General features: G+C 60.0%; 12 protein-coding genes, 1 pseudogene and 1 other annotated feature. Of the genes and pseudogenes, 6 read left to right on the forward strand and 7 right to left on the reverse strand.

Going from position 1 to position 13,407, the window contains the following annotated elements; genetic code table 11:
• Positions 1–16: 16 nt before the first annotated feature.
• Both JWS10_RS15930 and JWS10_RS15935 read right to left on the reverse strand, forming a co-directional pair.
• Entirely contained in the window at positions 17–301 is a 285-nt protein-coding gene (locus JWS10_RS15930; RefSeq protein WP_299508839.1) for a hypothetical protein, read from the reverse strand.
• 407 nt (positions 302–708) lie between these two features.
• A pseudogene (locus JWS10_RS15935) lies at positions 709–1,571 on the reverse strand (polyphosphate kinase 2).
• 152 nt (positions 1,572–1,723) lie between these two features.
• On the opposite strand from JWS10_RS15935, the gene JWS10_RS15940 reads away from it, so the two are divergent.
• Complete coding sequence (locus JWS10_RS15940; RefSeq protein ID WP_299508840.1) at positions 1,724–3,718, forward strand: AsmA family protein; 1,995 nt, start codon at positions 1,724–1,726, stop codon at positions 3,716–3,718.
• An 80-nt stretch (positions 3,719–3,798) separates the two neighbouring features.
• Complete coding sequence (locus JWS10_RS15945; RefSeq protein ID WP_299508841.1) at positions 3,799–4,224, forward strand: barstar family protein; 426 nt, start codon at positions 3,799–3,801, stop codon at positions 4,222–4,224.
• Positions 4,225–4,374: 150 nt separating this feature from the next.
• On the opposite strand, the gene JWS10_RS15950 is transcribed toward JWS10_RS15945, so the two are convergent.
• The gene (locus JWS10_RS15950; protein ID WP_299508842.1) at positions 4,375–5,010 is read right to left on the reverse strand and encodes a GcrA family cell cycle regulator; all 636 of its coding nucleotides are present in this window, start codon (positions 5,008–5,010) and stop codon (positions 4,375–4,377) included.
• Between the two features lie 160 nt (positions 5,011–5,170).
• Between JWS10_RS15950 and JWS10_RS15955 the strand changes: the two genes are divergently transcribed.
• Together JWS10_RS15955 and JWS10_RS15960 are read left to right on the forward strand one after the other, a co-directional pair.
• The gene (locus tag JWS10_RS15955; protein WP_299508843.1) at positions 5,171–5,485 is read left to right on the forward strand and encodes a hypothetical protein; all 315 of its coding nucleotides are present in this window, start codon (positions 5,171–5,173) and stop codon (positions 5,483–5,485) included.
• A 167-nt stretch (positions 5,486–5,652) separates the two neighbouring features.
• Positions 5,653–5,708: a sequence feature (sul1 is cis-regulatory element that is thought to sense ions involved in sulfur or methionine metabolism; They are found in Alphaproteobacteria), on the forward strand.
• 69 nt (positions 5,709–5,777) lie between these two features.
• Entirely contained in the window at positions 5,778–7,157 is a 1,380-nt protein-coding gene (locus JWS10_RS15960) for a SulP family inorganic anion transporter (RefSeq protein ID WP_299508844.1), read from the forward strand.
• Here JWS10_RS15960 and guaD read toward each other — a convergent pair.
• Entirely contained in the window at positions 7,154–8,446 is a 1,293-nt protein-coding gene (gene guaD / locus JWS10_RS15965; protein ID WP_299508845.1) for a guanine deaminase, read from the reverse strand. The two genes, JWS10_RS15960 and guaD, sit on opposite strands and share 4 nt — an antisense overlap.
• Before the next feature lie 119 nt (positions 8,447–8,565).
• On the opposite strand from guaD, the gene mgtE reads away from it, so the two are divergent.
• Together mgtE and JWS10_RS15975 are read left to right on the forward strand one after the other, a co-directional pair.
• Entirely contained in the window at positions 8,566–9,936 is a 1,371-nt protein-coding gene (gene mgtE / locus JWS10_RS15970; protein WP_299473427.1) for a magnesium transporter, read from the forward strand.
• The gene (locus JWS10_RS15975; protein ID WP_299508846.1) at positions 9,936–10,472 is read left to right on the forward strand and encodes a 5-formyltetrahydrofolate cyclo-ligase; all 537 of its coding nucleotides are present in this window, start codon (positions 9,936–9,938) and stop codon (positions 10,470–10,472) included. The genes mgtE and JWS10_RS15975 overlap by 1 nt, the downstream gene beginning before the upstream one ends.
• 168 nt (positions 10,473–10,640) lie before the next feature.
• Here the strand turns inward: JWS10_RS15975 and JWS10_RS15980 are convergent, their stop codons facing one another.
• The 3 genes from JWS10_RS15980 to JWS10_RS15990 form a co-directional block, all read right to left on the reverse strand.
• On the reverse strand, positions 10,641–11,957 hold the full coding sequence (locus tag JWS10_RS15980) for an ATPase (RefSeq protein ID WP_299473434.1): 1,317 nt from the start codon (positions 11,955–11,957) through the stop codon (positions 10,641–10,643).
• A gap of 63 nt (positions 11,958–12,020) precedes the next feature.
• Positions 12,021–12,521: a prepilin peptidase gene (locus JWS10_RS15985; RefSeq protein WP_299473437.1), complete on the reverse strand. Its 501-nt coding sequence runs from the start codon at positions 12,519–12,521 to the stop codon at positions 12,021–12,023.
• Positions 12,514–13,359, reverse strand: a complete 846-nt coding sequence (locus tag JWS10_RS15990; protein WP_299508847.1) for a tetratricopeptide repeat protein — start codon at positions 13,357–13,359, stop codon at positions 12,514–12,516. Before JWS10_RS15990 ends, JWS10_RS15985 begins: the two co-directional genes overlap by 8 nt.
• Positions 13,360–13,407: the final 48 nt, after the last annotated feature.

A 13,407-nucleotide genomic window follows, 5' to 3' on the forward strand; every position in this document is an offset into this window, starting at 1 on the left:
GCGCCGGATTGCAAGATTAACCGCCTTGTCCAGCACCACGACCGTCAGGATCACCAGCATAGCATGGATCAGTGGCACATCGGGATAGATTATCGAGTCGCCTACAGCTGAGCCGAGCGCGGATGACCAACAAAAACTCGACCAACGACAGTTGCGAAAGACTTCGGCCGCCAACCCAACGCAGCAGGATCATTGTCCACAGCCAGATCACCAATACGCGCAGCAGGATTTCCAGAAGGAACAAGGGCGGCTCATCGCCCATGAACACGCGGGGCCAATCGAATGCGACAATGGTGTCCATACCTACTCCGGTTTCAGGGGTTGGAATGGTAACACCGCAGCGGAGCGATCAGTTCCGCACGGACTATTTGGCGGCGGGCTTGGCAGGATTGGCGGGGCCGCGCCTTCCTGCCCAAGGCAGGCGCGACGTGATTGTTGGGCGTAGGTTGTGCAAAGACGCCCCTCGCTCGACGGCTTTAGCCTTACGAGCAATGAACCCGAAAACTGTGCCCCGCAGAGTTTTCTTTCGGTACGCGTCAATAGATCAAAGCTTTGCCGCTATAGCGCGGTTTCAGCAAACGCATTCGATGCGTGTCAGCGCCATTTCCAGTTTCTCCACGCCGCCCCGGCCTTGAGCCGGGGCCTCTGCTTACAACATGAGGCCCCGGCTCAAGGCCGGGGCGGCGTAGATCAGGGGTTTAGGGGCGCTTAATACTTCCCCGGCACATACAGTTCCGGCGGTAATACCGCCCGCTCATACTGCGGATTAAACACGCGGTTCGGCAGGGTGACTTCTTCGTGCGGCACTGGCTCATAGGGGAATTGTTTTAGCAGGTGGTCGATGCAATTCAGGCGGGCGCGTTTTTTATCGTTGCCGTCGACAATATACCACGGCGCTTCGGGGATGTTGGTGCGGGCCATCATTTCTTCTTTGGCTTTGGTATAATCCTCCCAACGGACGCGGGATTGCAGATCCATTGGTGAGAGTTTCCATTGCTTCATCGGATCGTGTATCCGCATCAGGAAGCGCATTTGTTGTTCTTCATCGGTGATTGAGAACCAATATTTGATCACGGTAATATGGCAAAGCCCATCACGCGTTCGACCCCGGCGCGGTTATACCAGCTGCGGTCCAGCAGCACGATTTCGCCGCCTGCGGGCAGGTGCGGAACGTAGCGTTGGAAATACCATTGGGTTTTCTCACGGTCGGACGGCGCGGGGAGTGCTACGACGCGAACGACGCGCGGGTTGAGGCGTTGGCTGATGCGTTTGATCACGCCGCCTTTGCCCGCCGAATCGCGGCCCTCAAACAGCACGACGACCTTTTTCTTGTGATACGACACCCAATCTTGCAGCTTGATCAGCTCTGATTGCAGGCGGATCAGCGATTGGAAATACTCGTGGCGGTCGCCGTCAGGGTGTTTGTCTTTGTAAATCTTGGAGATTTCGAGCGAAAGCTGGGCGTCTTCCAGTTCTATCTCATATTGCTCATCAAAAGCATCGGCGAGTTCGGCTTCCAGCCAGTCGAGGGCTTGCGGGGATGCGGTGGCGTTTGTGGTCGACTCGGGCATGGGGGACTCCTGTTTCGCTGGCGGTAAATCAGCCGAATGTAACAGGGCGGTGACGCGGGTGTATCGGGCGAAGTGTTGCCAAACGGCACAGGGTGGCTTGTTTGGCCGCGGCTTGCTTGTAGACTCGGAGGCAGGGTCGTTGTGAGGGTAGTATGCGCTGGATCATCCGTTCGGTTATGGCATTGGTTTTGCTGGTTATTTTTGGAGTGGGAGCGGTGTTTCTGATCCCGGCTGAGAAGGTCGCGGGCATTGCGGTGGCGAAGTTCAATGCGCTGACCGGGCGGGAGTTGGTGATCTCTGGCTCGGTACGGCCACAGGTTTGGCCGCAGCTGGGGGTGACGACCGGGCCGATTTCGATTTCCAACGCGGAATGGTCGAAAGAGGGGCCGATGGTGCAGGCCGAGGGGCTGTCGATTTCGGTGGATTTAATGGCGCTGATCGGGGGCGACGTGAAGATCACCGGGGTGGAGGCGATCAACCCTCGGATCGTGCTGGAGCGGTCGGCGCAGGGCGCGGAAAACTGGGTTTTTGGCGGCGGCGGGTCTGGTGGCACGGTGTCAAAGGCGACGCCGGGGGTCGGGCGGGCGTTCACGCTGGATAATGCCTCGGTTTCGGGCGGCGTGGTGGTGTTTGCCGATCACAAGGCGGGGGTGCGTTATGAGCTGAGCGGGATTACGGGTGCAGTGGCGATCCCGAATTACACCGGGGCTGCGACGTTGGATTTGGCGGCGGTGATGAACGGGCAGTCGTTCAGTTTTGCGGGTAAGGTCGCGGCATTTCAGGATTTTGTCGATGGCAAGGTGGTGGGTAGCGATCTGAAGCTGGTGGCGGGGGATGCCTCGGTTGGGTTTGAGGGTGAGGCGGGTCTGGCGGGCGAGGGCAAGGGCGCGCTGACCGCCGATCTGGGCGATCTCGCGGCGATTTCGGCTTTGGCGGGGATGGCGGCACCGGATTTGCCGAGCGGTTTGGGGGCGTCGGATGTGCAGGTGTCGGGGGCGGTGACGTTCACCACGGCGGGGTCTGTGCATTTGCGCAGCGGATCGGTCAGCTTGGATGGCAACACTCTGGCGGTGGACGCTGATCTGACGACGGCGGGGGCGCGGGCGAAGCTTTCGGCCAAGGTGGTGGCGGGTGGTCTGGATTTGGTGGCGGTGTCGGGCACTCAAGGAGGTGGTTCGGAAGGCGGCGTGCAGGCGTCGGGCTGGCCGAAGGATCGGATTGATGTGAGCGCGCTGGCGGCGCTGGATGCAGTGGTGGCGGTGACGGCGGACAGCATTGATCTGGGGATGGTGAAGTTTGGGCCGTCGCAGATCGTACTGACCAATGAGCGGTCTCGGCTGGTGGCAGAGTTACGCAAGGTGTCGGCGTATGAGGGCGTGATCTCGGGTCAATTCGTGGTTAATGGGCGCAAGGGGCTGTCGGTCGGTGGGGATTTATCGTTTGCGGGCATGGCGTTGCAGCCGATGCTGGCGGATTTCGGCGGATATCAGCGGCTGGTGGGGACGGGCGATTTGCGGGTGAAGTTTTTGGGCTCGGGGGTGTCGGTGGATGCGATTATGCACTCGCTGGAGGGGTCGGGGTCTGTGGCGTTGAGCAATGGCGAGATTTTGGGGTTGGATATCGCGGGGATGCTGCGGACGCTGGATATGTCTTATGTGGGCGAGGGGCAGAAGACGATTTTTGACAGTTTGGGCGGCAGTTTTACGATGGCGGCGGGCGTGCTGCACAATGAGGATTTGGTGCTGAAATCGCCTTATATCACGGCGCGGGGCGTGGGGGATGTGGGCTTGGGCGCGCGGAATTTGGAGTATCGGATTAAGGCCACTGCTTTGGCGGATGATACCGGGGCGGGCGGGTTGACGGCTCCGCTGTTGATTAGGGGGTCTTGGGCCAACCCGAAATTTTCTCTGGATTTGCAGGCGATTGCGGATGAGAAACTCGCCGAGCAGAAGGCGGCTTTGCAGGCTCAGGCGGAAGCTAAGCGGGCGGAGTTGGAAGCTAAGGCGCGAGCCAAGCTGGAGGATGAGTTGGGCGTGGTGCAGCAGGACGGCGAGAGCCTTGAGGATGCGGCGCGGCGGCGGATGAATGAGGCGGTGGACGAGGGTGCGCAGAAGGCGTTGGAGAAGTTGCTGGGCGGCGGGAATTGAGGTTGGGATGGGTTTGCTTGTGGCTGGACGCTGTGCATGTAGCAGTGGCTGGCGGGGCTTTGGTAAGATTGTGACAGGTGATGAAAACGCAGGCTGACATTCAGGCAACGCGGCCTGCCATTCAGATTGAGATCAAGGGCGCGAGTATTTCGTCGATTGCAGGGTTCTATCGCGAGATAAACCGGGTGTTTATGGCGGGGGAGGATTGGGTCTTGGGGGACAGTCTCGATGCGCTGAGTGACATGTTGTATGGTGGCTATGGTGTCGCGGCGGGGGGCGGCGCGGTTGTGATCTTGTGGTCCGATATGGCACAGAGCCGTGCGGCTTTGGGTGTTGAGGCGACGCGGGGTTGGCTGCTGGCGAAGCTGAATACGCCCGGTAAATTTGATAGGGTGGCTGTTCAGGCGCAGTTGGATGCGCTGGAGCGTGGCGATGGGCCGAGCTATTTCGCCATCATTGAGAGCATTTTTGCCGAACATCCGAGATTTCAGATTGTGCAGGCTTAGCTCGACACGTCCTAAGCCTGATATGCTGCGCTGCCGCTTAAAATCGCTGAGGGCGAGCAATGATTAAGGCGCGAGAAATGCTCGCGCCTTTTATTTATTCAAGGAACGACCTTTCGCCTGAACGGCGGAAGGCGCGATGGTGGTTTGCGCTTAGCGGCGACGGTCGCGGCGGGCGCTCATCGGTTGGAACGCTACGCTGACATGGGCTTCGCAGTAGGGTTTGCCGGGAACGGACGGCAGGCCGCAGAACCAGAAGTCTTCGGTTGCGGGGTCGCCGATTGGCCATTTGCAGGTGCGCTCGGTCAATTCCATCAGCGTCAGGCGCTTGGCGCGCTTTTCGACTTCGCGCACCGAAGCCAAAGCCTCGGGGCTGATTTCGTTGGCGGAGGGTTGCGGCGGCAGGGGTTGGCCCGCCGGGATGATGGCTTTGCGCATCGGGATCGGCAGGGTGGTGACGATCGCAGATGGGGAAGGCGCGGGCGCTGCTGCCGGGCGCGGCTCGGGCGCTGCACGCTCGGGTGCGGCGGGACGGGCTGCGGGCGGCTCAACCGCGGCGGGCTTTGGTGCAGGTTCGGCACGCGGGGCGGCGGCGGGGCTTGCGGCTACTTCCGGCTCCTCGCCTTCAACCACACCGCCGCCGACGCGGTTTGACAGACCAAGGCGGTGCACTTTGCCGATCACGGCATTGCGGGTGACGCCGCCGAGTTCTTTGGCAATCTGGCTGGCAGACTGACCCTCAGCCCACATTTTCTTGAGCGTCTCGACGCGCTCGTCGGTCCAGGACATAAGCGAACTCCGGTTCAGGGGGCGTTTGATGGCCCGAGGGGCCCTGCATGACAGCAGACCCTATTCTAATCTTGAATGCAGGGGATACAAGGCGAGCGCGGCAATATCAAGCGGCGCGTGATTCGCATTTCGCGCCAACCTGTGCAGAAGGAGGCGGTTCATGCATGACTACAAGGAACAGCGGGCGGATACGTTCGAAACCTTTGCCAAGGTCAGCCGGGGTGTGCGGCTGCCAAAGACCGCCGTGGTGGTCTATGAATTCGTCGCCGAGGAAGTCGATACGGCTTGGGCGGCGGTAGAAAAGGCGCTGCGGGCCAAGGGCTTCAAGGCCAGTCATTCCGGCGATGTGTTGCAGGCCCGGATCGGGCCGATCACGATTGACGCAGAGACGGTGTGGGAGTGGGAGTGGCTGGCGACGGAAATCGTGCTGCCGTTTTTGTTTGAACCGGACGGCTGGGAATTGGACGACGCCTGAGGCTTTTGGGCGCTTGGGACGGGTGAAGGCGGCTTGGTCGGTGTTTATGTCGTGCTACGTGACAGGCTCGGCGGTCGAATAGGCAGTGCCGCTGAATAACTGCGCCTCGAAAAGGCGGTGGCAGGGGTTGGCTTTTCGCCATTGATCGCCTAGCAAAGGGGCAATCTCTTGGACCCGGTGCAACTCCGGGTGGCTATTCCGGCCGCCGATCCGCCGGACAACGCATTTGATCGCGTCCTCTCATATTATGAACAGCTTTTGGCATTATGCGCGCCAGTGGCGGGAAAACCCTGTGCGGGAAATCCTGGCCGGTGCGGTCGCTACTTTCGCGCTTATCCCCGAGGTTATCGCCTTTTCGGTGACGGCAGGGGTCGATCCGTCGGTCGGGCTATATTCATCTTTCGTCATTAGCGTGGTGATCGCGCTGTTTGGCGGCAGGCCGGCGATGATTTCGGCTGCGGCGGGTTCGGTGGCTTTGGTGGTGGCGCCGCTGGTGCGTGATCACGGTATTCAGTATCTGTTTGCGGCAGGATTGCTCGCTGGAATGTTCCAGATGCTGTTTGGCTTTGCGCGGCTTTCTGCGCTGATGCGCTATGTCTCAAACTCGGTGCGGACAGGGTTTGTCAACGCGCTGGCGGTGCTGATCTTTGCGGCGCAACTGCCGCATATCCTGAACGCGGGCGCGATTGGTTATGCGGTGATCGCAGCGGGTCTGGCGATTATTTATCTGGTTCCACGGCTGACGACGCGTATTCCCGCGCCGTTGATTTGTGTGGTGGTGTTGACGGCATTGTGTTCGGCGCTGAACATCGCGGTGCCGCGGATTGCCGATCTGGGGCAGCTGCCGGATGGTTTGCCGATGTTCGCGTGGCCAAATGTGGCGATCAATCTGGAGCTTTTGAACATCATTTTCCTGCCCGCTTTGGCGATTGCCATGGTGGGATTGCTCGAATCGTTGATGACGGCGGGGGTGGTCGATGATCAGACCGGTACGCCTTCCAACAAGGATGCAGAGGCGCGTGGCTTGGGGCTGGCGAATGTCGCGACCAGTCTGTTTGGCGGTATCGCGGGCTGCGGGATGATCGGGCAGACGGTTTCCAATGTGAAATATGGCGGGCGTGGGCGGCTTTCGACCTTGGCGGCTGGGGGGATTTTGCTGATCCTGATGGTGGCGCTGAAGGGCGTTGTTGCGCAAGTGCCGGTGGCGGCGTTGGTTGCGATCATGATTATGGTGTCGATTGATACCTTTGATTGGGGATCGCTGCGGCGGCTGCGCGGCACTCCGTTGCTGTCAAATCTGGTGATGCTGGTGACGGTCGCGGTGACGATCCTGAGCCATAATTTGTCGATGGGCGTGCTGGTGGGCGTGTTGATGAGCGGGGTGTTCTTCGCGGCAAAGGTGGCGCGGATGCAGAGTGTGCGGCGCGACGGTGACAGCTATGTGGTTGAGGGGCAGATCTTTTTCGCCTCGGCAGATGCGTTTATAGATGCGTTTGATCCGCTGAACCACCAGGGCCCGGTGACGATAGACCTGTCACGGGCGCAGTTGTGGGACATCACGGCGCTCGCGGCAGTTGAGAAGGTGCGCGATCGGTTTGCGCGCAATGGTCTTGCCGTTACGGTTGTTGGGATGAACGCGACGTCTGGGCTTGCGGTGCCGAAGGTGCCCTAAGCGGTGGATTTGCCACCGATCCATGTCGCGCGGATGGCGCGGTCGTCGCCCATCATGATGGTGGGGAAGATCGCTTGCCAGATGTCGGCGGCGCGGCGGGTGGATTGTTCGATGGCGGGGGTAGACTGCAGGTCTAGGATGGTGAGGTCGGCCTCCATGCCGGGGGCGATGTTGCCGATTTGATGCTCGGCGTGCAGCGCGCGGGCGGAGCCTACGGTTGCCAACCACCAAAGGTGGGCAGGGTGCAGGGCTTGGCCGCGCAGTTGGCCGACCTCATATGCGGCCGCCATGGTGTGCAGCATGGAGAAGCTTGAGCCGCCGCCGGTGTCGGTGGCGAGGCCGACGCGCAGGTGGTTCGCATGGGACATATCGAACAGGCCGGAGCCGATGAAGGTGTTGGAGGTCGGGCAGTGGACGAGGCTCGCTCCGGCTTCAATCAGGCGGTCTTTCTCGCGTTGGGTAAGGTGGATGGCGTGGCCGTAGACGGCACCGCTCCGCAGTAGTCCTTGGGATTCGTAGGTGTCGAGATAGTCACGCGATTGTGGGAACAGGTCTTTCACCCATGCGATTTCATCAACCTGCTCGGAGAGGTGGGTTTGCATCAGGCAATCTGGGTATTCGTGCCAAAGCTGGCCTAAAGCGGCGAGTTGCTCGGGGGTCGAGGTGGGCGAGAACCTTGGGGTGATGACATAGGACAGTCGATCTTGGCGGTGCCACTTTTGCAGCAGGCGTTTGCTGTCGTCATAGCTCGATTGCACGGTGTCACGTAGGGTTTCGGGCGCATTGCGGTCCATGCAGGTTTTGCCTGCGAAGGCGCGCAGACCACGGCTTTGGGCGGCGGTGAAGAAGGCGTCCACGCTTTCCGGGTGGATGGTGGCGTAGGTGCACATTGAGGTGGTGCCGTGCGCGAGGGCGAGATCCAGGTAGCGGTTGGCGATCTCGTCGGCATAAGCGCGGTCGGCGAAGCGCATTTCCTCGGGGAAGGTGTAGCTGTTCAGCCAGTCGATCAGGCGTTTACCCCACGAGGCGATGATCGCGGTTTGTGGGTAATGCACATGCGCGTCGATGAAGCCTGCAGAGATCAGGCATTGGCCGTAGTCGGTGATACGCGCTTGAGGATAAGCGGCGCGGACTTGATCGGCGGGGCCAGTGGCGAGAATCCTGCCGTTTTCGATGGCTACCGCGCCATGCGACTCGTGGCGCGCGGCACTGGGGCCATCCGCGAAGGGATCGCTTGCGAAGGACAGCACTTGCCCCAAAAGAATATCGGCCCCGACTTGCTCTGACATGACATACTCCGCTTGCCAAACCCGGCCATGGTATAGGCTTATGGCGCTTAGGTAAATTTCTGCATGCCCCCTGTTTCGTTGAAACAGCTTTCTGTAAGCAGGTGGCAAAGGAGTGTGTCATGGCGGAAAATCTGGCAGTTATGGACGAAGATGAAGTCCACGCCGATCGCGTGGCGGCAATCCTTGACGCGGTAGACGCCCAAGACACCGCGCGTATCACCGAATTGATGGAGCCGCTGCACGCGGCGGACATTGCTGACGTGCTGGAGCAGATCGGCTCTGCGGATCGTCGGGCGCTGCTGGCTTTGTGGTCGGGTGAGATCGACGGCGAGATTCTGTCCGAGATTGACGAATCCATCCGCGAGGAAGTCATCGAATCGCTGCCGCGTTCTGTGGTCGCCGAAGCAATGCGGGAACTCGACACCGACGACGTGGTCGATATTCTCGAAGACCTTGATCTGCCGCAGCAGGGTTTGATCCTTGACGCTTTGGAGGATGCCGACCGGGTTGCGGTGCAGCAGGCGATGGGCTTCCCGGAGGAATCCGCCGGCCGTCTGATGCAGCGCGAAGTGGTGGTGGCGCCCGAGCATTGGACGGTGGGCGAGGCGACCGATTATCTGCGTGAGACGCCGCATTTGCCGGATCAATTCTATCATGTGATCTTGGTTGACCCCCGTGTGAAACCAACGGGTTACGTGACGTTGGGGCGGCTGCTTTCCAGCAGGCGTGAGGTTCGGTTGAAGGACATATTGGAAGACAGTTTCCGCACGGTTCCGGCGACGGAATCCGAGGCCGATGTGGCCTATATGTTCAACCAGTATCACTTGATTTCTGCCCCCGTCGTCGATGGCACCGGGCGGCTGGTCGGCGTGATTACCATTGATGACGCGATGAACGTGCTGGATGAGGAACACGAGCAGGACATGCTGCGGCTGGCGGGTGTTGGCGATGACTCGAGTCTGTCGCATGGGGTTTTGGCAACGGCGCGGCAGCGTTTGCCGTGGCTGGTGGTGAACCTGTTTACCGCGTCGATTTCGGCATTTGTGATTTCTCGGTTCGAGTCGACGATTGCGAGTCTGGTGACTTTGGCTGCCTTGATGCCGATTGTGGCCTCAACCGGGGGGATTGCCGGGACGCAATCGCTGGCGGTGGCGGTGCGGGCGCTGGCCACGCGCAGCCTGACCTCTGCCAACGCCAAGCGGGTGGTCATGCGCGAATTGGTCGGCGGGCTGCTGAACGGCTTGGCTTTGGCTTTTCTGCTGGGGGTGGCGGGAACGGTGATCTTTGGCGACTGGAAACTGGGGATGGTACTAGGGGCTGCGATGATCACCAATCAGCTGGTGGCGGCAATGGGCGGGGTGTTGGTACCGCTGGGGCTGCATCGGTTGGATCTGGACCCGGCGCTGGCCTCGGGGACGTTCGTCACCACATTGACCGATGTGCTGGGGTATCTGGCGTTTCTGGGGCTGGCGACGATGGTGCTGCTGTGATGGACAAGGCAGAAGCGCGCAAAGCGGCGTTTGCGGCGCGGAAACTGGCGTTTGCAGCAGGGCAGGGGCAGGCGGCGGAGTTGTTGGCCGATGTTTTGGCTGCGTATGGCGGGCAAGCTTTGGCTGGTTACATGGCGATGCGCACCGAAGCCGATCCGATGGCGGCAATGTTGGCGCATCAGGGGCCGGTGTGTGTTCCGGTGATCATCGGGCCGGGGCAGGCGCTGCGCTTTCGCGAATGGTCGCCGGGATGCGCTATGGAGATGGGAGCCTTTGGGGCTTTGATCCCGGCCGAGGGCGCGTGGATTGAGCCCGAAGTGCTGATCGTGCCGCTGGTCGGCTTTGACGCGCGCGGGTTTCGTTTGGGTTATGGCGGCGGGTTTTATGACCGGACCTTGCAGGGGTTGCGGATGAAGCGGGCAACGTTGGCGGTGGGATTTGGGTTTTCAGCGCAGGAGTTGGCTGAGGTTCCGATTGATGAATTCGATCAGCGGTTGGATATGATGGTGACAGAAGCGGGCGTGCGGCGGTTTTAGCAGCGCTTGGGGCTGGCCGCTGGGGGTTTCACACCCACAGACCCCCGCGGGATATTTAAGCCAGTGCGAAAGCAACATTTTAATCAAATTATTGAACTTGTGCATTGGCGACAGGTCGGTCGTGATGGGCGATAAGGGCTGATTTAACTATACGATGACCACGATCGGCTACTTCGCAATCGTCTCTTGGCGCACGAACATGTTGCCCCAAGCGCGGTCGATCAGTTCGGGACTCATCTGATTTGGGATGCCTTCGAACTCGCAAACGGCGATCATTTGGTCGATCAGGAATGTCGGCTGATAGTTGGCGTAGTTGTTGGCAATGGTGGGGTATTTGGTTTTCAGCATGTAGATCAGCGTCGCCTCATCCAGCGGGATTTGCTTTTTCTTGGCCACCATGGCGAAGATTTTCAGGAACATCTCTTGGTTCGGGCCGTCGATTTTGATTTTGAAGAAGATCCGGCGCAGGGCCGCGCCGTCAAAAATGTCGTTCGGGTGGAAGTTGGTGGAGAAAATCACCAGCGTGTCGAAGGGCACGGTGAATTTCTCGCCGGATTGCAGTGCTAGGATGTCGCGGGATTCCTCTAGCGGCACGATCCAGCGGTTGACCAGCTTTTGCGGCGGCTCGGCTTGGCGGCCCAAGTCATCGACGATGAAGATGCCGCCGGAAGCTTTCAGTTGCAGCGGGGCTTGGTAGGTGCGGGCGGTCGGGTTGTATTTCAGATCGAGCATGTCGAGGGTCAACTCGCCACCGGTGATCACCGAGGGGCGTTCGCAATAGACGTAGCGGTTGTCGTAGCGATTGCCGGTGCGGCGCAGCGCGTTCGGGTCATCGACGGAAGATTCGGCCGAGGAGTGCACGATCGGGTCATAGACGGTGATAACCTGACCGGAATATTCGATGGCGCGGGGCACGTAGATCTTGTCGCCCAAGGCGGCGCGGATGCCATTGGAAATGCTCGATTTTCCGTTTCCAGGCGGGCCATACATCAGGATGGAGCGGCCTGATGTGACAGCGGGGCCGAGGTTGGAGATCAGATCGGGCGGTAGGATCAGGTGGCCCATGCCCTTCATCAACTCGGGCCGGGTCAGTTTGATGTCGCGGACCGATTGGCGTTTCATCTGTGCCGAATAGGCGGCCAGTGGGATAGGCAAAGCGCCGTAATATTCGGATTGTGACAGGGCATCCAGCGCGCGGGCTTTACCGGCATCGGTCAACTGGTAGCCCATTTCATTGCTCGTCGAGGTGGCGTTCAGGGTGCCTTTGGCCTCTAGCAGACGCTGCTGTCGGGCGGCATCGACGAGTTCTTGCACCAACACGACGGGCAGGCAGATTGCGCGCGACAGGTCTGTGACCATGTCGAGGTTCATGCGGAACATGGTTTTTAACAGGATGTCGCGCATCATCACCGAGGATAGGCCGGTTTCGGCCAAGGACTTCGGTTGCGGTGGCGGTTGCACCCCTAGCGGCACTTGCATGTTCATCGGCGGCACCTTTGCATCGGCGGCGCGGTTGTTGCGCGCCGCTCTCTCATGCTTGGGTTTGGCCTAGAAAAGCGGCAAGAGTGCGGCCAAAAGGTAGAAGATCAGTGTCCCTGACAGCGCCAGCCCCATCGGAAAATCCTTATGCGTCCAGCTTTGCCAGTCGGGAGTCGCGGCGCGGAAGGCAGGTGCAAAGCCCACGAGGCGGTGGGCGGCGAAGGCTCCGAGCAAGCAGGCGGCGTAGAGGCCGAGCACGAAGCGCAGGTCGGCGTGAATGAACACCGGGGCCATGGCGGCTGCAAATTTTGCGTCACCTGCGCCGACTGCTCCGCCTGCGTTCAGGATGAAGCCTGCGACCAACACGCAGACTGCCAAGGCCCAACCCCAGAGCCAGAGGTTAAACGGCACCATGATGAGGCCCAACACAAGCCACAGGATAAGCATCGCCGCCCCGGCTTTGTTTGGAATCTTCATAAACTTCATGTCGCTCCACGAAGCCCAGATGGCTATGGCGAAGCAGAACGGAAGGAAGGCGAGGGCTACGTAGGGCGAGATCATATCAACCACTCAGCGCTTTCAGGCTGCGCTCGGCCGCCTCAAAATAAGTAGGCGAAGTATCGACGGCTTGTTGCAGCAATTCGCGACCGACAGAGGTATCGCCTTGCTTCACGGCAGCGAGGCCGAGTGTGTAGTATAGCTGGGCGCGCTCTGTCTGCGTCATGTCGATCACTGGCAAATCATATTTGCGCTGGGCGGCACGGGCGAGGATAAGGTTATTCTTGGCGGTAAAGCTGCTCGGGTCGTAGGTCAGCGCTTCGAGGAAAAGCTTTTCAGCCCCGGCGCTATCACCACGGCTCAGCTTCGAGAAACCCCAGTTGTTGTAGACGCCCGAGGGTTTGGTGGTGAGGCCAGCGGCGATATCGTAAAAGCTATCGGCTTTTTTCCAGTCTTTTTTGCTGTCGGCGACCATGGCTTCCAAGCGATAACGCTCAAATGTTTCGAACGTCGGCGGGACGGTGTTTAGCGTGGCTTCGGCGGCGGGCCAGTTCGAGGTGCGCACTTGCGCATCTGCCAGCCCGACGCGGTCTTCACTGGTGCCTTGCGGAGTTGCGATAATAGCGGTGTAGACGGCTATCGCTTCGGAAGGTTTGTTGGCGCGGATCAGCGATTTAGCCAAGCCCCGTTTTAAATCGATACGGTCGGGGTTTTCGGTACTCGATTTCTGGAAATAGGCCACGGCTTCATTAGGGTCGCCTACCGTCAGCATGATGTCGCTGAGGTTGGATTCGTCGACGACGTTAACGGCCTTTAGCGCGCGTTGGGCATTGGCGTCGCGGGTGCCTTGGCAGCCGCTCAAAGCGGTTGCACCCAGCAGGCACAGTGTTAGCAAAACAGGTTGGCGCATTTTGCGTCCTTTTTGGTCTGACTGCTCGATACTCAAATATGGTTACAA

The organism is Cypionkella sp. (genome assembly GCF_028290025.1).
Lineage (GTDB): Bacteria > Pseudomonadota > Alphaproteobacteria > Rhodobacterales > Rhodobacteraceae > Cypionkella.